At 65.6% G+C, this 26,470-nt stretch carries 11 protein-coding genes; 3 read left to right on the top strand and 8 right to left on the bottom strand.

Annotated features, from left to right (window positions below):
• Positions 1 to 51 precede the first annotated feature (51 nt).
• Together SALLO_RS0105205 and SALLO_RS0105200 are read right to left on the bottom strand one after the other, a co-directional pair.
• Positions 52 to 9,405, bottom strand: a complete 9,354-nt coding sequence (locus SALLO_RS0105205; RefSeq protein ID WP_022835263.1) for a LamG-like jellyroll fold domain-containing protein — start codon at positions 9,403 to 9,405, stop codon at positions 52 to 54.
• A gap of 421 nt (positions 9,406 to 9,826) precedes the next feature.
• On the bottom strand, positions 9,827 to 13,873 hold the full coding sequence (locus SALLO_RS0105200; RefSeq protein WP_169577888.1) for a hybrid sensor histidine kinase/response regulator transcription factor: 4,047 nt from the start codon (positions 13,871 to 13,873) through the stop codon (positions 9,827 to 9,829).
• Between the two features lie 571 nt (positions 13,874 to 14,444).
• Here SALLO_RS0105200 and SALLO_RS15370 point away from each other — a divergent pair.
• Positions 14,445 to 15,680 carry a glycosyltransferase family 4 protein gene (locus tag SALLO_RS15370; RefSeq protein WP_228702775.1) on the top strand — a complete coding sequence of 412 codons (1,236 nt, stop codon included), beginning with the start codon at positions 14,445 to 14,447 and terminating at the stop codon, positions 15,678 to 15,680.
• A 43-nt stretch (positions 15,681 to 15,723) separates the two neighbouring features.
• Positions 15,724 to 16,866 carry a glycosyltransferase family 4 protein gene (locus SALLO_RS15365; protein ID WP_051141302.1) on the top strand — a complete coding sequence of 381 codons (1,143 nt, stop codon included), beginning with the start codon at positions 15,724 to 15,726 and terminating at the stop codon, positions 16,864 to 16,866.
• 60 nt (positions 16,867 to 16,926) lie between these two features.
• Here SALLO_RS15365 and SALLO_RS15360 read toward each other — a convergent pair whose 3' ends face one another.
• The gene (locus SALLO_RS15360) at positions 16,927 to 17,517 is read right to left on the bottom strand and encodes a Uma2 family endonuclease (RefSeq protein ID WP_022835260.1); all 591 of its coding nucleotides are present in this window, start codon (positions 17,515 to 17,517) and stop codon (positions 16,927 to 16,929) included.
• A gap of 32 nt (positions 17,518 to 17,549) precedes the next feature.
• Complete coding sequence (gene lipA, locus SALLO_RS0105180) at positions 17,550 to 18,536, bottom strand: lipoyl synthase (RefSeq protein ID WP_022835259.1); 987 nt, start codon at positions 18,534 to 18,536, stop codon at positions 17,550 to 17,552.
• A 154-nt stretch (positions 18,537 to 18,690) separates the two neighbouring features.
• Between lipA and lat the strand changes: the two genes are divergently transcribed.
• Entirely contained in the window at positions 18,691 to 20,076 is a 1,386-nt protein-coding gene (gene lat, locus SALLO_RS15355) for an L-lysine 6-transaminase (RefSeq protein WP_022835258.1), read from the top strand.
• Between the two features lie 99 nt (positions 20,077 to 20,175).
• On the opposite strand, the gene SALLO_RS0105170 is transcribed toward lat, so the two are convergent.
• The 4 genes from SALLO_RS0105170 to SALLO_RS0105155 form a co-directional block, all read right to left on the bottom strand.
• Positions 20,176 to 22,113, bottom strand: coding sequence for a DNA gyrase/topoisomerase IV subunit B (locus SALLO_RS0105170; RefSeq protein ID WP_022835257.1), 1,938 nt, complete (start codon positions 22,111 to 22,113; stop codon positions 20,176 to 20,178).
• A 56-nt stretch (positions 22,114 to 22,169) separates the two neighbouring features.
• Positions 22,170 to 23,111 carry a DUF2726 domain-containing protein gene (locus SALLO_RS17675; protein ID WP_084696171.1) on the bottom strand — a complete coding sequence of 314 codons (942 nt, stop codon included), beginning with the start codon at positions 23,109 to 23,111 and terminating at the stop codon, positions 22,170 to 22,172.
• The gene (locus SALLO_RS0105160; RefSeq protein WP_022835255.1) at positions 23,092 to 25,431 is read right to left on the bottom strand and encodes a DNA gyrase/topoisomerase IV subunit A; all 2,340 of its coding nucleotides are present in this window, start codon (positions 25,429 to 25,431) and stop codon (positions 23,092 to 23,094) included. The genes SALLO_RS17675 and SALLO_RS0105160 overlap by 20 nt, the downstream gene beginning before the upstream one ends.
• Before the next feature lie 107 nt (positions 25,432 to 25,538).
• Positions 25,539 to 26,468 carry a DUF5996 family protein gene (locus tag SALLO_RS0105155; protein ID WP_211214079.1) on the bottom strand — a complete coding sequence of 310 codons (930 nt, stop codon included), beginning with the start codon at positions 26,466 to 26,468 and terminating at the stop codon, positions 25,539 to 25,541.
• Between the last annotated feature and the right edge of the window lie 2 nt (positions 26,469 to 26,470).

The following is a 26,470-nucleotide window of genomic DNA, read 5'->3' as shown; positions in this document are numbered from 1 at the left end:
GTCATGGACGCAAGGCCGTCCGTTGTGCAGCAACGTTTTTACATCAGATAGCTACTGCACCACGGTAATTTTTTGGGTTTGGGTGCGGCCGCCCGCTTGCAGCCGCAAGAAGTAGAGGCCGCTGGCGAGACCGCCTACGCGTAGTTGTAGCTCGTGGCGTCCGGCCGTGGCCTTCGTACGCACGGTGCGCACTTGCCGCCCCAGCACATCGTAGAGCACGAGGCGCACGGCTGCATCGTCCGCGCCCTTGGGCACGGCAAACCGCACCGTGGCGCGCGTGCGGGCCGGGTTGGGAAAGGTGCCCAAGAGCCGGAGCTGCTGCACCGCCCCGCGCCGCATGGTGACCTGTTTGGAGAACGAGACGCTGCCATCGCTATCGACCTGCTTGAGGCGATATGCAATCGAATCGGCCGCGTAGGGCAGGGCTGTGTCGCGGAAGCGGTAGGTCTGGGGCTGCGTGGTTGTCCCGGCCCCGTCGACACGCCCGACCGTCTGCCACGCGACGCCCGACGCGTCAGCTCTATCGGCGGATGTGGGCGCTGCGGAGGCGTTCGCATGATCGGCGATGTGGCGCTGAACCTTAAACCCGGCGTTATTGGTCTCCGAGGCGGTGGTCCAGCTGAGGAGTGCGCCGGTCTTGGTGCTTTGGACCTCGAAGCGGGCAAACTCGACGGGGAGGGCCGTCGGCTGGCTGGAGAGCGGAAGCCGCTCGAAGGTCGAGCGGCGCGTGCCGTTGATGGTGCGAAGCGATCCGTTCGTAATCGCAAGGTCACGGGGACGGGCAACCACGAACTGCACGCCGGAGGCGGCCGCCCCAGGCTTCACATCGAGGGCCAGGAGAACGTAGCCGGGGGTAGCACCAATGGGTTGGCGCACCTCCGCAAAGGAAAGGGTGGCCGGGGCGCTTGCCGGGTCGATGGGTAGGGTGCCGAGGACGGCGTCGCTACTGGGCTCGAGCGTCTGATCCGTCGACCAGAACAGGCGTGCGGCGCTGATGCCGGCCACCCCCGGAGCGGTGTTGGTGATGGTGAGGGCGTTGAGCTTGGCACCGGCCACTACACCATCGAAGCCCAGAATGCCGACGGGGTTGTTCTGCGTACCGGGTGCAACCTGTGCCTCAAAGGCGAGGCCCTCGCCTGATCCGTCGATAATCGCAAGCGGAATGGACGCGGCTGCCTCGTATGCTCCGGCGTTGACGGTGCCGTTTTCCACGCGCGCGGCGCCTGCGAGATCAACCGGAAGGCGCTCGGAGGTATCGCCGTCGCCGTCCAGGTCTGCGGCATCGGCGGGCAAGGCGTTGTTGTCGCCCGCATCGACTGCCGGGCTGCCGGCATAGAGGCGCAGGCCGTCGTCGGCGGTGCCGAAGGTGCCGTCCGGGCCGGCCGGGGTCCCCGAGTCTACGAACTGCGGATCCGAGTCGAGATTTCCGCCGCCGTCGGTGGTCGACGAGGACGCGTCCTCGCTGATGCCTGCAAGCCCTCCCTCTACGAGTGAGTGACTGATTGTGAGACTGACGCCCTGGTTGGCGATCTGATCGCCGCGGTCCGAGGCGGTGTTGCCGTACACGATGACGTTCGACAGCGACGGGGCGTCGGTGGCCGATCCCTCATTAAAGAGGGCGCCGCCGTCACTTGCGCTGTTGTTGACGAAGGTCGAGTTGACAATGGAGGAGTTGCTTGTGCCGCCCGCTCCTGCGTTGTACATGGCTCCTCCATCCACGCCCGCACGGTTGTTGATGAAGACGGAATTCGTGATGCGTGGGCTGCTCGTGCCCCCCGCGCCGTCGTTGAACAGCGCTCCACCGGAGGCCTGCGCCTGGTTACCAACAAATATGCTGTTCACAATGTGGGGACTGCTGGCCCCGTTGTTTCGTCCGTTGTTGAACAGTGCGCCGCCGTGCGGAGCCGTCGTAGCGGGCGACAGAAACGTTGCTGTATGATTCCGAAAAATTATGCCGGCGAGCGTTGGACTACAGGCGTTTCCACGACCCGCGCCGTTGCAGTACATTCCGGCCCCGCGTAGTTGCTGCTCGATCGCGGAGTCGCCGTTGGCATAGCCGTCGGCCACGGTAAGCCCGCGAAGTGCTGTGGCGGGCGTGATCGGTCCGCCGGTGGTGCCGTCCAGATAGACCACCGTGTAGCTGTTGTCGGACGCGTCGCCTGCCGCGCCAACGTCGCCGCTAAGAACAACGGGGTGGTCGGTCGGAGCGCGGTCGGCAAAGGCGTCGCCGTTTGCAAAGCCGCCGTAGATCTTCAGGCCGTCCTGTGCGCCGGTGATCGTGAAGCTGGCCGTTCGGTCGTCGGCCGTGACGCCCGGTCCCTCGTCGGGGTGGTACGTGCCTTCGGCGATCCATATCTCGTCGATGCCGGTGGCTACGTTGAGCGCCTTCGTGAGGGTTGCAAATGGCTGGTCCCAGCTCGTGCCGGGGTTGGCATCGTCGCCGTTGGCCGCGTCTACGTGGATGGGCGGGCGCGTGGCAACGGCGTACTCGCCGGTCGGCACGGGGCCGCTGAACGTGAACCGCTGATTGGCCGGGTCGTGCGTCCAGGCGGTGGCGCGGGTCCACGGAGCGCCGGGCGCGTCGCGGCGCAGGAGGTCCACCGTGCCGGAGAGGCTCTGCACGCCGCCGTAGCTGAGGGTGAGGGTGGCGGTGGGAGCGCTGCTGTCGGGCCGGGCAATGCCCCATGTGAGATTAGCGCGCTCCGTTGGGTAGACGCCGCTCAGGTCGTCGCCGTCGTTGCTTGTGGTGCGGGTGGGGCCGTCGGCGCTTCCGTAGCGGTAAAGCTGCACGGTATCGCCAGCGGAAACGTTGGCCGCCGTAAGCGTGGCGTCGGCCGGGCCGACGCTCGCGGGTGCTCCGTTTGTAGCAACGGCGCTTTCTTGCCCGAGGCGCGCGCCGCTAACGGGCGTCCAGGTTGGGCTGTTGTTGCGCGTGCCGGCGTAGGGGCCCACGTAGTCGAAGGCCATCCCGCCGCTGCCCGCGTCGAAGCGGTAGCTGGCCACAAGGTTCGATGCAGCGGGCGTGCCCCGTGCAATCGTGCGGTGCATGCGGGCGCGAATCTGCTCCTGCGTGAGCACCGCGTCCCACGTGCGCACCTGGTCGATCTGGCCGGGGAAGGTGCGGTCGTTGAGGAAACCCGGCAGAAACTCGCGTCCGATGAGGACCGGCTCGTTGGACGCAGTGGTGAAGGCTTCGCTCGTGTACGTGGCCGCATCGACCCGCTCGCCGTTGACGTAGAGCGCCTGCGCGGTGCCGTCGTACGTGGTGGCCACGTGGACCCACTCGTTGGCGGGCGTCGACGTGAGGCTCACCGATCGGGTGGGGCCGCTCCCAGCAGGGTCGAGCCCTGCCACCAATTCACCGTCGAACACCACGAGGGCGACGCCGGAGGAGGTGCCGCCGTCCGGCTTGCTGAAGAAGGCCCGGAAGCCGTCGCTTCCGTCCCACTTGATCCATGCCTCGACGGTAAACGGCGCGGTCGTATCCAGCACGTCGGTGGGGGCCTGCACGTACGCCCCGCTGCCGTCGGTTGCACCATCAAATGTGAGGGCGTTTTCGGGGCCGTAGGGGGCATCCACCACGCCAAGATCCGTAGCACCGCTGACGGTCTGTCCGTTCATGGTGAGCTTCACCGGGCCGGTGGTTGCATCGTCGGGGATGGTGACTGTGACCTCGGTGCTCGACTCGACGGTGAACGACGCATCGGTGCCGCCAATGGTCACCTCGGAGGTGTTGGTGAGGCGCGTTCCGATGATCGTGACCGTTTCGCCCGGTGCGGCGGCGGTGGGGGCAAACGCGTCGAACGCCAGCGCGGGCGTGCCGCCTTCGTAGGCGCCGAGGTCCACGGTGCCGTCCTGCACACGGTTGGCGCCGGTGAGGTCAATCGGGAGCAATTCCGACGTGTCGCCGTCACCGTCGAGGTCAAGCGCGTCGGTGGGCAGAGCGTTGCCGTCGCCTACGTCAAGGGCCGGGCTGCCAGGGAGGAGGCGCAGGCCGTCGTCGGTGGTGCCAAAGGCGTCATCAAAACCGTTTGGGTCGGTGGCGTTCACGAACTGCGGGGGGCTGCTCAGGTTGCCGCCGCCGTTGGTGGTCGTGGCGCCGTTTTTCTCGACGATGCCGCTCAGCCCGCCCGCGATAAGGGTGTGGGACAGCGTGGCGCTCGCGTCGTCGCTCACCATCTCGGCACCGCTGTTCGTGTCGCCGTTGTTCCAGAGGAGGCTGTTTTGAAGCACCGGCCCGGCGCTCCCGCTGGTGAACTGGTTGTAGATGGCCCCGCCCTCGGTAGCGGTGTTTCCGGTGAATGTGACACCCACCAGGTCGGTGCGGGTAGAGCGCCGCACGAACAGGCCGCCGCCTTTTTGGCCCGCTGTGTTGTTTGCGATGACCGTGTTGTAGAGATCCGGCTGGCTGTCCGTGGCCTTCACGAACAGACCGCCGCCCTGGAATGTGGAGCGGTTATTGGCAATGACGGTACCGGTAATGCGCGGGTCGGCGTCGCCGCTGGTGCCGTCAATCATGATTCCCGCGCCCCAGGAGGTGCTGGCATTGTCGGTCACACGGAGGTTGGAGAGCGCGGGGCTGCAGTCGCCGCCGTTTCCGTTACAGAAAAGCCCAGCACCCTGCTGCGTGAGGTTGCCCTGCGCCTCGGAGCCGTTGGCCGTGCCGTGGGCAATGGTGAGCCCATCGAGGCGCGTGGCGCGGGTGATCGGGTCGCTCGTGCCGTCCAGATGCAGGACCGTGTAGCTGTTGTCGGTGCTGTCGCCTGCGGCGCCGATGTTGCCGGAGAGCACCGTGGGGTGGGCACTCGGGTCGCGGGCGCCAAGGCTCGACTCATTCCCCGAAAATCCGCCGTAGACGTGCAGGCCGTCCTGGGCACCGGTGATGGTAAAGGCAGCGGTGCGGTCGCCTGTGGTAACGCCCGGTCCCTCGTCAGGATAATAGACGCCTTCGGCCACCCAGATCGTATCCTGCGTCTGCGCGACATCCAGGGCCTTGCTGAGCGTAGCAAAGGCCTGTGCCCAGCTCTCGCCGCTGTTGGCATCGTTGCCGGCAGCGGCGCTCACATGAAAACGCTTGATGGCCAGCTCAACTTGCGCACTGGCGTTGTGGTTGTCCCCTTCGAGGTCAACGGCGTCCGACGGGGGCGTGAGGGCAGCGCCAAGCACGGCGAGGTTGGTAGTGCCGTTGTATGTACTGGTGACCTCCAGCGTGGCGCTCGCGCCCGAGGCCAGCGCGCCCAGCGTCCAGGTGCCGTTCGCGGCGTCGTAGCTGCCGCTGGACGGGGCACTAACGGCGGACGGGTCGGCGAGGCCGGTGATGGCGGTGAGCGCAACGGCCGTCCCGGCGGGCGCGGCGTCGGGGCCGGTGTTGGTGACGGTGACGGTAAACGCGGCGTCATCGCCGATGCGCACGTCCTGCGAGGCGGGCGCGAGGCTCACGGCCAGGTCGGCTTTGGGAAATTCGGCCAGGGCGTACTGCCCGGTGGGCGCGGGGCCGGTGTGGGTGAAGGTCTGTGCGGCAGGGTCTTTCGTCCAGCCGGAGGCGATGTCCCACGGATCGCCCGGGCGCTCGCGGTGCAGCAGGTTCACGGGCGTGGTGAGTGGACCGGCAGTGCCCACGTGGCTGTAGTCGAGCGTGAGGGTGGCGCTGGGGCTTGCGTCCTTTGGCGCATCGACGCCCCACACCAGATCGGAGCGCTCGGAGATGAAGTCGGGCAGGGCGCTGAAGTCGTCGCCCGCGTCGCTGCCGTCGCGCACCGCACCGTCCTCGGCCCCGTAGCGGTAGAGCTGCACCGGATCGCCGGAGACGACCGACGCGGAAAGCGCGCTGCCGGACGGGCCCACGGTTGCGTCTGAGGACGGCGTGGCCAGGGCGCTCTGCTGGCCGAGGGGGGCGCTGCTGAAGGCAGGCCGCCCGGCACCACCCTGGAGCGTGCCCTGTGCCGTGCCAGCGTTTGAGGTCACGGTAGAGCCGCTGCCGTCGAAGCGGTAGCTGAGCGTGAGGTCCTCGCGCCCCGGATCCCCTTCTCCGATGGTCTGGTGCATGCGGGCGCGGATCTCGCGTTGCGTGAGCGCCGCCGACCAGATGCGGAGCTGGTCGATCTGCCCGCCGAAGTAGTGGGTGTTGTTGATCACCCCGGCGACTCCGTTGTCCGAATCCGCGCTTTTGCCAACCCACACCTCCCGGTTACTAGGCAGGCCGTCCGAGGCCGTTCCGTCCGGCGTCCCGTTCACGTAGTAGGTCCACTGTCCGCCTGAGTAGACGAAGGCCACGTGATACCACTGATTGGGTGTCAACTGCGTGTTTGCCGTAGCCCCGTAGGCACCCGCTTTTAATGCACCGCTATCATCGAGACCGATATATTCAGTAGCGGTGACTGCATCGTCTTCGTCGAAGTTGTTCAAACCCACAATTGGAACAGCGCCATCACTTGAGGCGGGTTCGTGGGCGGCCCCGTCCCACCGGATCCATGCTTCCACGGTGACGGGCTGCGAGGTGTCGAGGTCCAGCTCGCTGCTGGTTCGTCCGGTGGAAACGTGCTCGCTCTCCGCTGAACCGTTGAGCGTAAGGCTGCGCCCGCTGCCGTAGGAGAGCGCGGTCCCGGCGCTGTTGTTGGTCGCATCGGTGTCGGAGGCGTTGATTGCTCCCTGCAAAAAGTGAACGTCTGTTCCGGTGGCGGCGGTGCCCTCCAGCGTGAGTGTGGCCGAGGCGCCGCTGTTCAGGGCATCGAGCGTCCACGTGTCGTCGCTAAAGGGGCCGCCGGTGGCGCTGAGGCTGCCCAGCCCGGTGGGGGTAAACGAAACGGTGACGCCGGAAGGCACTGCGTCCGGGCCATTGTTGGTGACCGTGGCGGTAAACGTATCGGGCTGCCCCTCCGGCACGTCCTCCTGGTCGGCGGTGAGGGTGAGCGCAAGATCGGCGGTGGGGAACGAGGCCACGGCGTACTCGCCCGCCGGAGCGCTACTGGCGGTGAAGGTTTTGGCGGCGGCGTCGCGGGTCCAGCCGTCGGCCACCTCCCAGTCGTCGCCGGGACCGGTGCGGTAGAGCAGCCCCACGGGCGCGGAGACGCCCACGTTGCCGTAGTCGATGGTGGTCGATCCGGCGTCTTCGATCAGGCCCCACGTGAGGTTCGCCCGCTCGGTGGGCTCGGTCAGGATCTCCGTACTGAAGGCCTCGCCGGGGTCGCCGTCGGTGCGCGCCGGGCCGCCGAGGCGTCCGTAGCGGTACGCGGCGACATTGGAGACAAGCTGCGCGCCCGCCGGGCCCACCGTGGTGCCCTGCTCAATGCCGATGGGGGCTGTGCTGAAGGCCGTGGGGCCACCGCTCGTGTACGTGCCACTTCGCCGCCCGGCGTAGTCGTAGGCCGTGCCGCCCGCCGCGTCAAAGCGGTAGCTGGCCAGCAGGCCGTTGGCTTTCGATTCGGTGACGTCGAGGCGGCGGTGGCGGCGGGTAAGGTCCTGAATTTCGCCGTCGGAAAGCGCGCGGGTGTAGAAGCGCACGTTGTCCACGCTCCCCGGGATGCCTGCGACCAGGTTGGTTTCGATCGTGACGGGCTCATCGTTGAGGTCTGGCTCTCCAATCCCAGGTAAGGTTCCGGAAGCATCGCTCTGCTCGCCGTCTACGTAGACCCGTACCTCACCAGCCTGCTCGTCGTACACCCCGGTGATATGATGCCACGCTCCATCGGTGGCTGGATTATCTTCAAACTTCCAAGATGCCACTTCGCCATACACCTCAAACAGTCCCCCCCGTAATCGGAAAAGCGAAGGTTCAGTGCCTTTTCGAACAATAGCATCGCCTTTCATCCACGCCGAAATGGTAAAGCTGGAGGCAAAGTCGAAGGCCGACTCGTCGGGCAGCTCCACGGTAGCGAAGCCGCCCAGGGCGCGGCCCGGGCCGTAGGCGTCGATCACCGGTACGGGCTGGTCAGTGTCGCCGTCGGTGCCGTCGATGGTGAGGGTGACGGGGCCGGTGGTCGCGGCCTGCGGCACGGTGGCCTCCAGGCGCTGGGCGCTGACGCTGGTGAAGTCGGGCGCGTCCGTCCCATTGACGGCCACGGCGGTGACCTGGTCGAGGCGCTGGCCGGTGATGACGAGCGTTTCGCCGGGGGCTACGGCACCGGTGGCCGCGCTGAAGAACTGGTGGTCCGTCTCGAACGCCCCGGCATCCGGGAAGCTGCGCTGCACGCGGGCATCGGCCCCGGCATCCAGCGGAAGCGGTTCGGTGGTGTTGCCGTCGTCGTCGAGGTCCTCGCTGTCAGCCGGCAGAAAAGACGGGTCGCCCGCTCCGATGGCGCTGCTCTGCGGGCCGGGACGCAGGCCGCTCAGGTCCAGGTTACTGCTCACGGTGTTCTGGCAGGTGGCCCCGCTGGGGCAGCCGGAGGTGAGGATGCCGTTCTGTACGGTTACGCCGCTGCCGGAGAGCACGTCGCCCGCCCCGGTTTGCTCCTCATAATCGAAGCGATTAATCGAGTTCTGCAGAAACGTCACGTGAATGAGCGTGGCCGAACCGCTGTTGACGGACAGGCCACTGTTACCGTCGCCAACGATGTCATCTCGATGTAAACCCGAAGTGGGAGAATCGCCATCACTTGGGTCGGCACTGGGAGCAGAGCCGCCCGCGCTATTGCCCCAAAACACGGCGTTGATGAACGTGGGGCTACCCCCACCATCTACAGAAACCCCACCACCCTCGGCAAGAGCATGATTGCCCTTAATGGTAACCCCGCGAAACGTGGCACTGCAGCCGTCGCAGAACAGCCCTCCGCCCCTGCTATTCCGAGCGGCAGCATCGGTTGCCCGATAGTCCGGTACCGTGGCAAAGCCGCCGGTAATGGTCACCCCGTCGATGACCGTGGCCGCCGTAATGCCGCTGCCCAGCCGCACCACATTCTTGCTGTTCGCTCCATCAATGAACGTGTTTGGGGTCGTGGACGTGTTAACGATGTCTCTAAAATTGATGTGATCGGTGGCGGTGGCCGTTTCCGGGATGCCATCCGAGTCTTCGGTGGGGGCAAAGGCCCGGTCGCCTCTGCCGTCAATGTCGCCGGAGAGGACGACCTCGTGGGCGTCGGGGTCGCGGTCGGCCAGGCGGGTTTCGGTGGCCTCGCCCTCAAAGCCGCCGTAGAGCTTGAGGCCGTCTTTGGAGGCGGGGATGGTGAAGGAGGCGTCGCGGTTGAGCGGGTCGCCGGTGGGTTTGTAGATGCCTTCGGCGATCCAGATCTGGTCGCCCGCCGCGGCGTTGTCGATGGCCGTCTGCAGGTTGGTGTAGGCATCGGCCCAGGACGAGCCGTCGCCTGCGCCGCTTGCGCTGCCGTCCACGTAGATGACCTGCTGGGCGTGGGCGGGGGCACTGAGGCCCACAACGAGCAGCGCGAACAGCGCAGCGAAAATCCGTTTCAGCATATCGTTTAAAGAAGGGATGCGCATCATCCAAAAGTACTGATGAGAAATGTGCCGTTGGGTGCAAGCGAGCAGAGCGAAGGGTACCCGGTTATGTTGCCGGATTGTACGGCCTGCGATATGGGTACATCTAGGCACGCGTGGCAGTCCCGGTTCGCAATGCTCGTATACGGCGCACAACCTATAAGAGCGCTGCGTGAGCTGTTTGCATATTTGTGTCAGATGTTTGCATATTTGTGTCACGGCGTGCCAGGCAGCGTTTAGCGCCGATACGGAGGGGTGTTTGCTTTGTATTCACGTTTTTGTTACATTGCTGTGGTGCTGTTTCGGGCCGTTCGGCTGTCCGTTCGGTGAAATGCAGCAATCCCCAACGCTCGGAGCTGGGACTGAGGTGGCCGTTCCGAGCGAATCTGAGCCGGTTTTCTCATCCCTCTTCCACTGAAGGGGCGGCGTAGTCGGTGGGGGCCTGGTTGAAGTGATCGGTAAACTGCCGGGAGAAATGCGAGAGGCTACTGAAGCCCACGGCGTAGGCTACTTCCGAGACGCTTCCAGCGCCGTCTTGCAGAAGTGCAGCCCCGCGTTCCAGGCGCATCGTACGGATGAGCTCAGCAGGGGAGGGAGCCTCGGCGTTACGGGCACGGCGGTAGAGCGTAGAGCGACTAACGCCCAGTGCATCGGCCAGCGCGTTCGTACCGAAGGCGGGATCGGGCAGGCGCTGGGCGATTATGGCACGCATCTGGGCCTCAAACGATGCCGGTTCGTTGTCTTGTGCAGGGCGGGGGCCGTTTGACGTCGTGCTTGCATCATCCGTTGCGGGGGGCGCAGGTGCGCTTGTGCGGTTGTGCGGCGAGTCTTGAAGGTCCTGTAGCAATTGACGGCGCAGCCGCTCCTGGTAGGCGAGTGCGCCGCGTACGCGCATCTCCAGTACCTTCGGGTCGAATGGCTTTACGATATAGTCGGTGGCACCGGCGGCAAGGCCCTCTACCTCGTCGGCCACTTCGGCCCGTGCGGTGAGCATGATGATGGGGAGGGCGGCCGTGGCGGGGGCGTCGCGCAAGCGTTTGGTCATGGCCAACCCATCCATCGCGGGCATCATCACATCGGCCAGAATGACGTCGGGAAGGTGCTCGCGAGCGGCAGCGAGCCCTTCGGTGCCCGAGGTGGCTTCTTCGATGCGAAAGGATGGTTGCAAGACAGAGCGAACGTAGGCCCGCAGATCGGCGTTATCGTCGACGACCAGCACGAGGGGCGTGTCTGCCGGATGCTGCGTCGTGGATGCGGTAGAAGAAGACGTGGGCGCGGGGCTCTCCGCGGGTGCTTTGTCCTCTGCAGTGGCCTTGGGGCCGGGAGCCGACAGCGTGGGCGCGTCGGGCGACGCCTCTGCAGGTGCAGCAACTTGTTCTTCGGAAAGGTGGGCATCGCCCCGTGGCAGAACGACGGTGAAGGTGCTGCCCACGTGGGGTGTGCTGTCTACAGCAATGGTGCCGCCGTGCAGCTGCACCAATGTTTGGGTGAGGGCCAGCCCGATGCCCGCGCCTTCCTGGGGGCGGGTAGCTGCATCGTCGGCCTGCGTAAAACGGTCGAAGATGTGGGCTTGCTTGTCTGCTGGAATGCCGATGCCGGTGTCTTGCACGCGAAGCGTTACCGCCTCGGTGGTGTGGCCGACGTGCACGACAATGCGGCCGCCGGGTGGGGTAAACTTGATGGCGTTCGACAGCAGATTGCCCAAGAGCTGGTCGAACAAAGCCGGATCGAGGTACACAGGGGGCGCATCCGTTGGGGGCTGTGTGGCATCAACCGTGAGCGTTAGCTGTTGGCGTTCGGCGAGCGGCGCAAACGCCTGCGTGATGTCCGCTACGGTGGCATTTACGTCGGTAGGCTGGGCACGCAGCTGCAGCGTGCCAGCGTCGTGACGGGCAAGATCCAGAAGCTGCTGCACCATGTGGAGCAGCCGGTGGGCGTTGCGTTCGGCCATGGCGAGCTGCTCGGCGGCATCGGCCGGTGATAGCGCGGGCGCCTGCTCCAGCAGGTGCGCACGCACCCGTTCCACCGGCCCCAAGATGAGGGTGAGTGGCGTGCGGAACTCGTGGCTGAGGTTTGCAAAGAAGCGCGACTTTGCCTCATCGAGGGCACGTAGCGCGTCGGCCTGCTCGGCCAGTTGGCTGGTTTGCCGTTCCAGTTGTGCCTTTTGGGTGGACAGGGCATCGCGCTGCGCGCGCACTTCTGCCGTGCGCTCGCGGATGGTAGCCTCCAACACGCGCTGGCGCTGCTCCAGGTGCCGGGTGCGCCACATGACGAGTCCGCTCATCAGCAGCATCGCCAGCAGGGCGTAGCCGGCGTAGGCGCTCCACGTGCGGTACCAGGGCGGCGAAATGGTGAACGTGAGGCGTGCCGTGTGCCCAATTACGTTGTACAGGTTGCGGGCTTGCACCTGCAGGGTGAACGTGCCGGGCGGGAGGCTGGTGAAGTCGGCCCGGGGCTCGGCGGTCCAGGGCGTCCACGTGTCGTTTATGCCGGAGAGCTTCCACCGGTACTGGCGGGCGGCCGATCGGTTGAAGAGGACGCCGGTGATTTGCTCGTAGCTCGTGGCGCCAAAGAGGAAGCGTAGCCGCTGGTTAAACGGCAGTACCAAGCGGCGAGCGGGGGCTGGCGCGTCGCCCGCCCACACCAACGAGTCGCCAGGCAGCACGACGCCGCGCAACAGCGTGCGAAAGGGGGCGGCGTGATCGCCATAAGCGCGAAGGCGGCGGTCGTAGTGCATGAGGGTGTTGGCCGTGGCAAACCACACGGTATGTGCCGAGGTGGGGCTGATGCGGTGCACATCGCCGAGGTCTGCCATCCGCCGGAAGGCGCGCGCATGCCACGTTACGGCATTGGGCCATCCGCGGGCGACGCCCAGCTTGTGCCCGCCAAAGTCCATCCACACCTGCTGCTGCGGACCGGCGGCGACGGGCCAGCCCTGGCGTACGCTGTCGCGGTACACGGCCGCGAAGCGCCGGTCGGGTACGAAGCGGGTACCGGTGTAGCGGTACAGCCCGTCGCGCGTGATGAATCGCACCGAGTCGCCGATGGTGGTCGTGTAGTTGAACGTGGTGGCGGGGAGGCCGTTGGTCGTGTCGAAGGCTGCGTGGTAGGTGGCGCCGCTCGGGCGCATACGGAAGCGGTGAACGCCGCGATGTCCGGTGCCCACCCACACGTGGCCGCGGGCATCGGGGGAAAGCGTAAACGGAACCGCCGGTACCGTGCCGAGGGTGTCGGCGAGCTGCCAGCGTCCTTGGCGGTGGCGCAGGCGCAGCACCGTCCCGTCGCGGGCGCCGGCATAGGCAACGGTGGAGCGATGGGGGGCGGCCGCGAGCGAATACACGCTTGCACCCATCACGCGCCGCGTTGCGGAGCCTTCAATGACAAAGAGGCCGTTGGACTGTGCCGCAAGTACACCGTGGGCGGTAGGCAGCAGGTGATACGTGACACCGGCAGGCGTCAACCGCTTCGCCTGCGCCGACCATCCGTTCCATACGCCTTCGGTTGTGCCCACCCGGAGGCCCGTCGCCGTCTGCACCACGTCGCGGGGTTGCGCCTCGGGATGCGGCAGGCCGGCGGCTTTGGTGAGCGGGCTGGGCCATGCCACGCGTGCGAGTCCGTTGGTGGTGGCCACCCACAGCGCGCCGCGCGCGCTCATGTGCAGCGCTTCGATGCGTGCGCGGCCCTTTGGACCGAAGGCACGAAGGCGGTGCTGCCGGCCGCCGGGCCCGTGCAGGTACAGAACCTCGTCCGTCGCAACGGCCCAAACGCCGCCGGGCGCCTGCACCACATCCTGAATGGACGATGCGCCGGCCGCGTGGGGCGGTGTGCGGTGCGCGAGGGCGCTGCGCGTGAGGGTGTGCCACGTACCCGCTTCGGTTACGATCCAGCAGCCATCAGCACCGGCAGGACCTGCGGCAGCCACCGGGCTTGGCAACTGGGCCGTGGCCACCGAGGCGGCAGAGGGGGCGCGTGCGGCGGGGCGGAGCCGTCCCGCCGCGGTTTGCAGATAGGCCGTATCGCGGCAGCGAAAGAGGCGCTGCGTCGTTGAGTCGCCCACCACCTTCATCTGCTGGCCATCCCAGTGCAGCACCCCACGGGCCGTGCGGAACCACGCGCCGCGGGATGTAGCAACCACGTCGCGCACGTTGCCCACCGGCCGCTGCGCATCGGGGACGTGCGCGATGAGGGGTTGGTAGGTGCGCTTGCCTTTTGCATTGAGGCGGTAGGCCCCAAGCGTGTTGCGGGCGCCAGCGTACAGCGCGCCATCCGGGCCAAGGGCCAGATCCCAGGGCGTGGTCTGATTGCCGGTCGGTAGGTCGCGCCAGCGCGCGCCGTCGTACTGGCGCACCCCATAGCTTGTCGCCGCATACAGCAGACCGCGGCGGTCCTGCGCCATGTCCCATACCGCGCCGTTGCCGCCATACGCCGCCGGGGCAATCGTGCGCACGATGGGCTGGAGCGGGCCGCGGGCGGGGGCCGGTTGGGCCGCGGCTGCCAACCCCGCCCCCGAAAGCAAAACGGCCCCCAGTACGCAGCAAAATGCTGCCGCTTGGTGCGTCCAGCATGTCGCTTTACAACTCATCCCTGGGGGCTACTCAAGTCCTGTTCTCACGCATGCCCGAAAGGCCCAGCGCCTGCAAGCGCGTCACCAATGTAGAAAGACCTTGTAGAAATGAAAAGGGGCGTTAGGAGCTAAGAGGCGCGCAGCAAGGCAACAGCAGTGGACACTTCGCTCCGTACGACCCGCATGCGGTTCGGTTATGTCGCGTAACAGCAGTACGGGGCCCGTACGCCCTCCCCCGTCCTTCATGCGAAATGCACGCTAACTGTGTTACGTTCGAACGGTCGGATGCGACTTACACAGCAAGCACAAACACGCTTTTGTTTACTTACCGCACCACATTGGAAAAGCCCCGTAACCTTCTCATAAGATTGTGTGGGCTTCGGATCTATGATTCCGTCCAATGCTTCATCGCGTGAGTGCTAGGTTTTGCTACTTGCTGTAAAATAAGATGCCCATGGCCCGTGTCCACCCGCTTACATCTTCCTCCACGGCAACTTATCAGCCGCCCAAGCGCGTGGCTTTGTTTGCTGGCGCCTACAACCACATTGCCGATGGCGTCTCGCTCACGCTCAACCGGCTGGTGGATTACCTAGAGCGCCACGGAACGGAGGTGCGGGTTTTTGCGCCCACCTCGTCGAATCCTCAGATTACGGATCACGCCGGTACGCTCGTGCCGGTACGCTCGGTGCGCCTGCCGGGGCGCTCGGACTATCGCTTGTCCCTCGGCATTACCCCGTCGGTACGCGATGCCCTGCAGGACTTTGCGCCGACGCTGTTTCATGTGGCCACGCCCGACCTGCTGGGCCGCCACGCGCTTCACCTGGCCGATGCGTGGAATGTGCCGGTGGTGGGCTCGTACCACACGCACTTTAGCTCGTACCTCAAGTACTATCATCTGAACCTGCTGGAGGACGCCCTGTGGGGCTACTTGCGGCGTTTTTACGAGCGGTGCGAAGCCGTCTACGTCCCGTCGACCGCCATGATGAACATCTTGCGCTCGCACGGCATCACCAACAACCTGAAGCTGTGGCAGCGCGGCGTGGATACCGATCGCTTTACGCCGCAGAAGCGCTCGATGGAGTGGCGCCGCTCGCACGGCTTTGGCGATGACGAGGTGGTGGTTACGTTTGTGAGCCGTTTGGTGCTAGAGAAGGGCCTCGACGTGTACGCCGATGTCATTGAGCGCCTGGAGCAGCGCGGCATCTCGCACCGCAGTCTTATTGTGGGCGACGGGCCGGCCCGCGAGGCGCTCGAAGAACGCCTCGACAACACCGTCTTTACGGGGTATCTGGAGGGCGACGCGCTGGCAACGGCTTACGCGTCTTCCGATGTCTTCCTGTTTCCAAGCGATACGGAAACGTTTGGGAACGTCACCCTGGAGGCGATGGCTTCTGGTGTGCCCACGGTGTGCGCCAATGCGGTGGGAAGCCGCGACTTGGTAAAGGACGGCACGACTGGGCGCCTGTGCACGCCCGGCGATGTGGACGCATTCACCGAAGCGGTGGCCCGCCTCGCTGTGGATGACGACCTGCGGATGCGTTACGGCGCTGCTGCCCATGAGCGGGCGCAGGAGTTTCGCTGGGATGCCATCTTAGGACTTATGGATGCGTACTACGACGAGGTGCTGGGCCGTACGCCGGATGCCTCGCCCGAGCCCGCGGAGTACGCTGCGTCGCCGCTGGCTGCATAGCGGCACGGCGCTTCTCACCTCCTTCAACGCAAGTCGTTTGCCTGTGCGTCTCCTCTTTGTCTCGCACTCGCTGCCGCCCGCCGATCGCCCCTTGGCGAACCTGGGCGGGATGCAGCGTGTGGCGCTCAAGCTGCACGAAGCCCTCGACGCTCGTCCCGCTTCCGCAGCGTTTTCGTACGACCACTGCCTGCTGCGCTGCTCCTGGGATGTGATCCATCGCAAGGTGCCCTTCTTTTTGCTGCGCACGGCGTGGCGCATCGTTCGCAAGGCCCGCGCGGGGCAGGTCGATGTGGTGCTGTTTTCGTCGATGGTAACCGCCAGCTTAGCGGTGCTCCTGCAAGGGGTGCTGCGTCGCCACGGCGTGCAAAGCGCGGCCATCGTGCATGGGCTGGATGTCACCACGCCTTTTCCGCCGTACCAGTGGTTTGTGCCCAAGGTGTTCAACGCGCTGGATGCGGTCTTGCCGGTGAGCCGAGCCACCGGGGCGGCGTGCCTAGAGCGCGGACTGTCCGAGGAGAAGCTGCACGTGGTGCCCAACGGCATCGACCTGAACCGCTTCCCGCCACCGGCCCCGCCCGCCGAGATGCGTGCGCATCTTACGCAGGCCATGGGGCATGCAGCCCATCCGCTGCCCGACGATGCGCTCTTGCTTTGCAGCGTAGGGCGGCAGGTCAAGCGCAAAGGGACGGCGTGGTTTGTGCGCCACGTAATGCCGCGTTTGCCCAATAACGTACACTACTGGATCGCGGGCGACGGGCCGCAAGATGACGCCATCGACGCGGCTATTCAAGCCCACGACTTGCATCCGCAGGTTCGTCGTCTGGGGCGCATTTCCAACGAAAATCTGACCCGGCTCTACCGCGGCGCCGATCTGTTTGTGATGCCCAACGTGCCGGTGCCCGGCGACATGGAAGGTTTTGGCATTGTGATGCTGGAGGCCGGCCAAAACGGATGTCCGGTGGTGGCGGCGCGGCTGGAGGGCATCCAAGACGTTATCGCGGAAGACGTGAACGGCCATCTGGTGGCGCCGAAGGATGCCGAAGCGTTTGAGGCTGCCATCCTGCGGTACCATCGCCAGCCGGAGCGCCTGCGCGCCGCATCGGAGCGTGCGGTGCGCTATACCCGCGAGCACTTCGGGTGGGCGGCCGTCGCCGAACGCTACCTCAAGACGCTGCGCAGCCTCTGAGCCGGGCCCTGCACAACGTCACACGACGCCTGATGGGCGCATCGCGTGTCCAAGGCCGCCTCAACGACTCGTCGCCGCGCCCAAGATGTCAGCCGTAGGAAGGGCCTCGACCCATGGCCTGCACGACAGCACCGCTTGGTCGTCGTGTGTCGTATGGACGCGGTAGGTGCCGTCGTCGGCGGGCTGCTGATAGACGTGGACGACCGATGCTGTGAGATCGACGAGCCAATACGTTGGAAGGCCCGCGGCCGCGTACAGGGAGCCTTTTACGTCGCGATCAAACGCGAGCGTCGTGTCGGCCACCTCAACAACGAGCGGGACGTCGCCCGGCTGGGGGTGCTGCGTGGCGTATCCATCGGCGCGCGGACGGAGGAGGGCGAGGTCGGGTTCGGGCTCGGAGGTCTCATCGAGCTGAATCGGGCTTCGCACGCGCACGATGGCCCGGTCGCCCACGGCATCCAGGAGCAGACGGGTGAGCCGATCGACGCACGCAGCATGCTGGCTTCCAATGGGCGACATAACGTAAATCTGGCCATTGAGCAGCTCAATGGGGTCGTCCTCACCAAACAGCCCGGCGCGCGCCATCGCATGGTACTCTGCCACCGTAAAGCGGCGCGGACGCGGCGGGGCCTCTTGGCGTCTGCTGTTCATGGCCGAGGGGTAGGCGTCTTGTTCGATTCGGCTTACACGTGGCGCTCGGCGTGGTAGCTGGAGCGCGTGAGCGGGCTGCTCTCTACGTGATCAATCCCTTTGGCTTCGCCCACTTCTTTGTAGTGCGCAAAGGTATCGGGTGTCACCCACTTCTCCACGGGCAGGTGCATGTTGGTGGGCTGCATGTACTGCCCGATGGTCATCACGTCAAGGCCGATGTCCACAAAGTCGTCCATGAGGGCAAAGACTTCTTCTTCGGTTTCGCCCAGGCCCACCATGATGCCGCTTTTGGTGCGTAGGCCCTCGTCCTTGGCCCATTCCAGCACGTCGAGCGAGCGCTGGTAGTCGGCCTGCGGGCGCACGCGGCGGTACAAGCTGGGCACCGTTTCCATGTTGTGATTGAATACGTCGGGGCGGGCGTCAAACACGGTCTGGCACGCCTCGCGGCTTCCGCGGAAGTCGGGCGTGAGCACTTCTACCGTGCACCCAAGCGCGTGCAGCCGCTCGATGACGTCAGCAAAGATGGGCGCGCCGCCATCGGCCCGCTCGTCGCGGTTTACGCTGGTGATGACGGCATGGTCGATGCCCATCAGCTCCACCGCTTCCGCCACGCGCCGCGGCTCGTCCCAGTCCAACCCATCCTGCGGGCGTCCGGTCTTTACGGCGCAGAAGCCGCAGGAGCGGGTGCAGACGTTTCCTAGAATCATGAAGGTGGCCGTGCCGGCGGTCCAGCACTCGCCCATGTTGGGGCAGTTGGCACTCTCGCACACCGTGTGCAGGTCGTATTCCTCGACCAGCTCGCGGATGCGTTTGTACTTTTTGCCGTGCGGGAGCTTCACGCGCAGCCAGTCGGGGCGGTTGCCGCGCTGGTTCTGGTTCGTGTTCTCCACGACGGGCAGTTCAAAGAAACCGGGGTCTCCATCGCCCGTTGAGCCCAGCGCCTCTTGCTCGACACGCTTAAGCTGAAGATCGTCGGGCGTTTTTGGTTTCTGGTCTTGTACGGAAGGGGTAGTAGGCATACGCCAGCAAGGTGTGTGTACATCAGGACGTGACCGACATTCCGTCGGACATTTTCTGCGCTCCTAGCGTACGATACGACCGGACGGGCGTTCCTCCTGCGCGAGGCACCGCCCACGCGAAATTCTGCTCATTCAATGGTTTGGAAGCCCTTACATGCCGTCTCCATCTTCTGCCTCCATTGCCGATACCGTCACCCCCAACCGCGTGCGCGACGTGCTGTCGAAGCACCTGCTTACCAAAGGCATGATGCCGATGGTGCTTGACATGGATGAAAGCCAGGGCGTGCGCCTGCGCGATGCCGACTCGGGCCGCTCGTACGTGGATCTGTTTGGCTTTTACGCGTCGAATCCGCTGGGCATGAACCACCCGAAGCTCACGCAGGACGACGGCTTTAAGGCGCGCCTGATGGATGCGGCCCTCAACAAGGTGACGAACTCCGATGTGATGACGCAGCACATGGGACGCTTTGTGGAGACGTTCGACCGCGTGGGGATTCCGGAGTATCTGCCGTACACGTTCTTCATCTCGGGGGGCGCGCTGGCAATCGAGAACGCCCTGAAGGCGGCGTTCGATTGGAAGGTGCGCAAGAATTTTGCAAAGGGCTACCGGCGCGAAGTGGGCCACGAGGTGCTGCACCTCGACCAGGCGTTTCATGGACGCAGCGGCTACACGCTGTCGCTGACCAACACCGCCGATCCGCGCAAGACGATGCACTTTCCCACCTTCGACTGGCCGCGCATCACCAACCCCAAGGTGCGGTTTCCGCTCGACGAAGACGAGGTGGAGCGCGTGGGCGCCCACGAGGAGCGCGCGCTGCAGCAGGCCAAGCGCTTCTTCCACGAACGGAAAGACCGCATTGCGGCGGTCATCCTGGAGCCCATTCAGGGGGAAGGGGGCGACAACCACTTCCGTCCATCGTTCTTGCATCGCCTGAAGGCCCTGGCCCACGAGAACGATGCGCTGCTCGTCTTTGATGAGGTGCAAAGCGGCGTGGGCATCACCGGACAGTTTTGGGCCCACCAGGCGCTGGGCGTAAAGCCCGACATCCTGGCTTTTGGGAAAAAGACGCAGGTGTGCGGCATCCTGGCCGGGCGCAAGCTCGATGAGGTCGACGACCACGTGTTTCAGGTGCCCAGCCGCATCAATTCTACCTGGGGCGGCAATCTCGTGGATATGGTGCGCTTCGATCGCATCCTGGAGATCATAGAAGAAGACGATCTCGTTGCCCACGCGGGGGCGGCCGGCGATCATCTGCACGAGGCGTTGCACGAGCTAGCGGCGCAGTATCCGGCCGTAACAAACGTGCGCGGCCGTGGGCTGATGTGCGCGTTCGACCTGCCCTCGACGGAGCATCGCGATGCCGTGAAGCAGCACACCTTCAAGGCCGGGGCCATCGTGCTGGGTTGCGGGGAGCGCTCCATTCGGTTCCGCTCGCCGCTCACCATCACCCCCGAGGAAATTGACGAGGGCGTGGCGTGCATCAAGGAAGGCCTCGACGCGGCAGCTGAAGCGCACGATATGCGCGCGGCCCACGCGTAAGCCCAGCTGCATGCTACATACCGACATCCGCGCCGCGCCGTCCGCCGCTTCAGGGGACGGCGCGGTGCATATGTAGGCGTGAGGGCTCGCAGCGCGCCGCTATACGTCGAGGTCGTCGGCCTCGGTGGCGTGCTGCATGATGAAGTTGTAGCGCGCCGAGGTGTCGCGGCCCATCAGCTCGCTGATGGTTTGTTCGGTGACGAGGCGCTCAGTGTCGGGAATGGAGACTTCCAGCAGGCGGCGCGTGTCGGGGGCCAGGGTCGTCTCGTTCAAGGTTTTGGGCATCATCTCGCCCAGGCCCTTGAACCGCTGGATGTCGATCTTGAGGTTGCGGCCGTCGGCTTCCAGCTCCTCAACGATGCGCAGCTTGTCGGCATCGTCGAGGGCCCAGTACGTCTCTTTGGCCGCGTCGATGCGGTAGAGCGGCGGCTGCGCGATGTACACAAAGCCGCCGTCAATGAGCGGGCGCATGTAGCGGTAAAAGAAGGTAAGCAGCAGCGTGGCGATGTGGTGCCCGTCGCTGTCGGCATCCATGAGCAGGATGACCTTGTGATAGCGCAGGTGCGAGAGGTCGAGCGCATCGCCCAGGCCGCAGCCCAGGGCCTGCACGATGTTGGACAGTTCCTTGTTGTTTTGGACGCGCTTGAGGGTGGCCTGCTCGGCGTTGAGCACCTTGCCGCGCAGGGGCAACACCGCCTGCGTGGCGCGGTCGCGGCCCTGTTTGGCCGAGCCACCGGCCGAGTCGCCCTCCACGATGAACAGCTCGCACTCGCTGGGCGTGCTGCTGGAGCAGTCCGCAAGCTTGCCGGGCAGGTTGAGGCGGCGCGAGGCGCGGCTGCTGCTGCGGGCCCGGCTGGCGGCCGAGCGGCTGGCGCGGCGGGCCTTGGCGGCCTGAATCACGCGGGCCGCGATGGCCTCGCCCGTCGACGTGTGGGTGTTGAGGTGCTGCTCCAGCTCGGTGCGGAGTGCGCCCGACACCAGCCCGCGCGCCTCCGGGTTGTTCAGCTTGTCCTTCGTTTGCCCCTGAAACTGCGGGTCGACCAGAAACAGGTTCACGATGGCCACAAGGCCCTCGCGCGTATCGTCGGCCGTAATGTCGAGGCGGTGCGGCACCAGGTCGTGCGTATCCATGTAGCTTCGCACAACGGTACGGATGGCGCCGCGCAGCCCCTGCTCGTGCGTGCCACCGTCTTGTGTCGGAATACCGTTCACAAACGTGTGGATCTGCTCCTTGGGCGCGTCGGTCCACTGCAATGCGACCTCCAGGCGCCCCGCGCCGTCCAGGTCGTCGGTGCGCATCACGAACAGGTCGTCGTGGATGGCCGATACGTTGAGGCTCTCCACCATCGTCTCCAGGTACTCCGCGATGCCGCCTTCGTGGTGAAAGACGTGCCGGGCATCGTTCGTCTCATCGGTGAAGACGATCTTGAGGTCGCGGTTCAGGTAGGTCTTTACCTCCAGCGTCTCCTGAATGCGCGCCGGGTCGAACGTAACCGTCTCAAAGATGTCGGGATCGGGGCGGAAGAAAATCGTGGTGCCCGTACCGCGGGTGCTTTCTTTGATGACCTCCAGGTCGGTAATCGGCAGCCCGCGCTGGTACGTCTGCTGGTAGGTGGCGCCGTTGCGCTTCACGGTCGCAATCATCTCGGACGAAAGCGCATTGACCACCGAGGCGCCCACACCGTGTAGGCCGCCGGAGGTGATGTAGTTGCTGCCGTCAAACTTACCGCCGGCATGCAGCGTCGTCAGAATGACCTGAAGGGCGGGGATGTCTTTCTCCGGATGGTTGTCTACCGGAATGCCGCGGCCGTTATCTGTTACGCTAATGCTTTGGCCATCGGCATGGAGCGTGACGTCAATCTGCGAGGCGTAGCCGTTGGTGGCTTCGTCGACGGCGTTGTCCACGATTTCCCACAGCATGTGGTGCAGGCCGGGGCGGCCGGTGCCGCCGATGTACATGCCGGGGCGTTTGCGAACGGGTTCGAGGCCCTCAAGGACCTGAATGCTTTCGCCGGTATACGTGCTTGGATCGGGCATAAAGGGAAATTGGGTGCAGCGTTGGTGCAACAGACATTGGGGGGTACGGGGGCGCGCTACGGATCGGGGCGCGCGGGTGCAAAGGCGATGGGGGCGCCGTCGCTGTGCGCAAGGTAACGAAGCACGCGCGCAAAGTCATGCACCGTCGCCCGCGCGGTATGCGGGCGCAGCCGATAGAGTGCGTGACCCGCACACGCCACAATCCGATCCTTGACGCGGTCGTTCTGCCGGCGAGCGGGGGCATTGTGGCGCGGGCTGTCGAGCTCAAAGAACGCCACGGGGCGGTAATCGTCGGCCGGGTCGCACAGCACGCAGTCGACCAGTCCCTTAAAGAAGAACGCACGCTCGTCGTTCGTTAGTTGCGGACCGATGCGGTCGAGGTCGAGCACGCTGTGCAGCGCAACGTTGGGATACGGCGCAAATGTCGGAAAGACGCGGCGCAGGGCTTGGAAGAACGCGCGCTCCTGCCGCGAGCGAAACAGGCTGAGGGAGGCGTCGCGTCCGGAGTGCGGCGCAACAACCGTCACCGCCATCCGGTCGCTCCATGGATGCTGAAACGTTTCGGTAGGCGGCGGTTGGGCCGGCGGGGCCTCCGCGTGTGCGTCGTGCGCGACAGGGTCATTCAAAACCGCCGCGCACACGTCGGCTGTGGGGGCAAAGCGGGCGTAGTGCCGGGCCGCCTCGGGGCGGCCTTGGGCGCGGTGACGCTCCACCAGCGCCGCCACCGCCGTGGTAAAGCGGGCGTCGGAAAGGGCGATGCGGTGGCTGCTGTGCAGGAGCACGAGCAGCTCAAGGGCTTCGGCCGAGACGGATGCCCCGTTGCCGAGCGCCGTAAAGAAGGCATCGGTGGCGGTTTCTACGGCCCACGCCCAGCGGGCATCGGGCGCGTCATCACGCGCGTGCAGCAGCCGCCAGGCGTCCACCCAGCGGGCGGCCTGTGCGTACTGCACCAGCGTCTCGGGGGGCTCGGTGGCCGTGTTAGGCATCGGGGAAGGCATCCACCACGGGCGGTTGATGAACGGTAGCAAAGTAGCCCCGCTTGATGACGAGGGTGCCTTTCGTGCCGCGGTTGGTGACGTCGAACTTCGTGGTGCGCACAATCTCTTCGCGCCCGTTGTTGGTCTCTACGGTCAGTCCGTCGCGGGCGGCGTCGGAGAGCGTAACGCCCAGCACCCGGTCGCCCGCCTCCAGGCGAATTGCCATGACGCCCTTGGCGGGGCCCTTGTACACGCTCACCTGGTGCACCGGAAAGATGAGGGCACGGCCGTTGTGCGAGGCCATGCACACGTGTTCGTGGCCGCGGGCCATGCAGGCACGTAGCACGTCGTCGCCCTCTTCGAGGCGCATGTACATGCGGCCCGCCCGCGTCGACGGCTCCTTGAAGCCGTCCAGCGTAAAGCGCGTCGCCTGTCCCTGCTTGGTGAAGGCCACCACGTACGGCTCGTCGGGGGCGTCGTCGTGCTCCTCGGCGGCCGCGTCAAACAGCACGCCCTGCTCGGTGGGCGCGGGCGGCACGGGGTTGGGCAGCAGGCGGTCGTCGAAGCTCATCACGCCCACCACGCGCTCGCCGTCGTCGAACGAAAACAGCTTTTGCACCGGATCGCCGTAGCCGGTCGTGCTCGGAATATCGGCGATGCGGGTGGTGTAGCACGTGCCAAAGTTGGTAAAGAAGCCCACGGTGGCGCGGGTGGAGCCGGGCTGTACCCAGCCCACGGCGTCGCCGTCGCGCACGCGGATCGAGTCGACGCTCGTGTACGAGCCTTGGCGCTTCACCCAGCCGTCGCGCGTGACGATGACGAAGACGTCCTCGTCGATGATGTAGTCCTCTTCGGTGTATTCCACGCGGGCGTCGGGGCCGGCAATCTCGGTGCGGCGCGCGTCGGCGTATTGGTCGCGCACGGCGCGCAGCTCCTCCTTCACCAGGCGCCACCGTTCGTCCTCGTCGGCCAGGAGCCCGCGGATGCGCTCGGCCTCGGTGCGCTTCTCGTCGAGCTCGCCGCGGATGGAGGCAATTTCGAGTTGCGAGAGCCGGTACAGCTTGGTCTCCAGCACCGCCTCCACCTGTTCGTCATCCAGCGGAAAGCGGTCGGACAGGGCGCGGGCAGCGTCTTGCTTGTCTTGGGCGGAGCGCACAATTTCAACAGCGGCGTCGAGCGCATCAAAAATGGTCTCGAACCCTTCCAGCAGGTGAATGCGCGTCTCCAGCTTGTTCAGATCGTACGCCAGGCGGCGCGTGACGACCTTCAGGCGGAAGTCCAGAAAGTGCCGCAGGATCTGGTACAGATCCACCTGCTCGGGCTGCGGCGCATCGCTGTCCTCGGTAGGCACCAAGCACGTCAGGTTTACGTGGAAGCGGTGCTGCAGCTTCGTGTGCTTAAAGAGGTACGCCATGGCCGCCTCGCCGTCGGCGCCGCGCTTTAGCTCCAGCACGATGCGCACATCGTCGGTCGACTCGTCGCGGACGTTCGAAAGCTGGGGCACGTCCTCGGCCGCAATGTGCTCCGCAATCGACTCCACGATGCTGCTCTTGTCCACCCCGTACGGCACCGAGTCGATGATAATGCGCGACTTGCCCTTCGCGTGGTAGGCCCCGCGCATCTCGATGGTGCCGCGCCCGGTGGTGTAAATGTCCAGCAGCTCCTCTTCGGTGTTCAGGATGCGCCCGCCGGTTGGAAAATCGGGGCCCTGGATGTGGTTGCGCACCAGCGTGTCGACCCGCGCATTGGGCGAGTCGACCATGTAAAGCGCCGCGTTGATCACCTCACGCAGGTTGTGCGGCGGAATGTTGGTGGCCATGCCCACCGCAATACCGCTCGCGCCGTTCACCAGCAAGTTGGGGAACTTGGCCGGCAGCACCACGGGCTCAAAGAGCGTCCCGTCAAACGTGGGGCGGAAGTCGACCGTATCGCTGCGGATTTCGTCGAGGAGGTCTACCGCCAGCGGGCGCAGCTTGGCCTCGGTGTAGCGCATCGCCGCGGGGTTGTCGCCATCGAGCGAGCCAAAGTTGCCGTGCCCATCCACCAGCGGCGCGCGCAGGCTAAACGACTGCGCCATGCGCACCATCGCATCGTAGATGGCGCTGTCGCCGTGCGGGTGATATTTGCCCATAGTTTCACCCACGATGGTCGCGCTCTTGCGGTGCCGCTTCTCCGGGTAGAGCCGGAGGTTGTTGTACATGGCATACAAAATGCGGCGCTGCACGGGCTTCAGCCCGTCGCGGATGTCGGGCAGGGCACGGCTTGTAATGACCGACAGGGCGTAGTTAAGATACCGCTTGCGGGCGGTTTCGTGCAGCGGGATGCTCTTGGTTACGGGCATACGCGGGGCTCTTAAACTCGACAATTCACCGCACACAACATATGCACACGTGGGCGCCTTGTCAACGAGCATTCCGTCAAATGTGCACCGCGAGCGGCGTGTACTGCCTACGAGGCGTGGGGCGGAGGCGGTGCGGTGCGCTCTAGCGCGGCGCGGTTCCAGTCGCCCGTGTCGGCGGCCGCGGCATAGGTGCTGCGCAGAAATGCGATGAGCGTAGAATCGGGATCGGGCGCGGTGCGGACGGCCTCATACGGCAGGATGAACTCGCCCAGGTCTTCGTGATAGAACGCCGCGTCGGGCGTCACCGGGGCGTCGGCAAAGCCGTCGGGCGTGGGGTAGGCGTACGAATAGAACGCGGCTTCGCCCAGGCCGCTGCCGGGCCAGAAGCCCGCGCTGGAGAGCTCGTGCGAGTAGGCCTCTTCCATCACCCAGTCGGGGCAGTTGGGGATGCCGCCGGGATGCGTGGGCGCTGTACGGCCCGAGAAGCGTGTGACGGCCAAGTCAAATGCGCCCCAAAAGAAGTGCACGGGGCTCACTTTTCCGATGAAGGGGGCCCGAAAGGCCGTAAACACGCGCTGGGCGTGCACAAGGGCGTGCCAAAAGCGATGGATGGCGTCGGGGTCGTATGCGGCGTGGGTCGTATCGTCGGGAAATGGAATGACGTCCTCCATCTCGACGGGCCGCGGATGTATCGACACGTCGATGCCGGCGTCGTGCAGCAGCGCCATGGTTTGTTCGTAGAACGCCGCCACCGGCTGGGCCGTCAGCGCAAACGCGCGTTGCGTGCCGGTGCTCGTTTCCAGCCGCAGCGCATGGTCGACAAAATCGAAGTCGAGCGCAAACGTCGCGCCGTTGTGGGGAATGGGCGAGGTGGTCAGCCCGCGCGGGGTGACGTACAGCGCCACGCCCCATGAGTGGTTGATCCAGGGGGCGCAGGCGAGGCGCACCTTGCCCACCACCTGCGACCACAGGTGTACGGTGGTGCAGGTCGGTTCCCAGTCATCGTACGAAGGAAGGACCGGCCAGGAAGCAGGCATGG

Origin of the sequence: Salisaeta longa DSM 21114 (assembly GCF_000419585.1) — a bacterium.
GTDB classification, from domain to species: domain Bacteria; phylum Bacteroidota; class Rhodothermia; order Rhodothermales; family Salinibacteraceae; genus Salisaeta; species Salisaeta longa.
The sequence above is the reverse complement of the archived record's forward strand: the minus strand, read 5'-3'. Positions and strand labels throughout refer to the sequence as shown.

Excerpts from the sequence above, each read along its gene's own strand:
- SALLO_RS0105160 (WP_022835255.1), bottom strand. The coding sequence starts at position 25,431 with ATGCCCGTAACCAAGAGCATCCCGCTGCACGAAACCGCCCGCAAGCGG.
- SALLO_RS15370 (WP_228702775.1), top strand. The coding sequence starts at position 14,445 with ATGGCCCGTGTCCACCCGCTTACATCTTCCTCCACGGCAACTTATCAG.
- lat (WP_022835258.1), top strand. The coding sequence starts at position 18,691 with ATGCCGTCTCCATCTTCTGCCTCCATTGCCGATACCGTCACCCCCAAC.
- lipA (WP_022835259.1), bottom strand. The coding sequence starts at position 18,536 with ATGCCTACTACCCCTTCCGTACAAGACCAGAAACCAAAAACGCCCGAC.
- SALLO_RS0105170 (WP_022835257.1), bottom strand. The coding sequence starts at position 22,113 with ATGCCCGATCCAAGCACGTATACCGGCGAAAGCATTCAGGTCCTTGAG.
- SALLO_RS15360 (WP_022835260.1), bottom strand. The coding sequence starts at position 17,517 with ATGAACAGCAGACGCCAAGAGGCCCCGCCGCGTCCGCGCCGCTTTACG.
- SALLO_RS0105205 (WP_022835263.1), bottom strand. The coding sequence starts at position 9,405 with ATGCTGAAACGGATTTTCGCTGCGCTGTTCGCGCTGCTCGTTGTGGGC.
- SALLO_RS0105155 (WP_211214079.1), bottom strand. The coding sequence starts at position 26,468 with ATGCCTGCTTCCTGGCCGGTCCTTCCTTCGTACGATGACTGGGAACCG.
- SALLO_RS17675 (WP_084696171.1), bottom strand. The coding sequence starts at position 23,111 with ATGCCTTCCCCGATGCCTAACACGGCCACCGAGCCCCCCGAGACGCTG.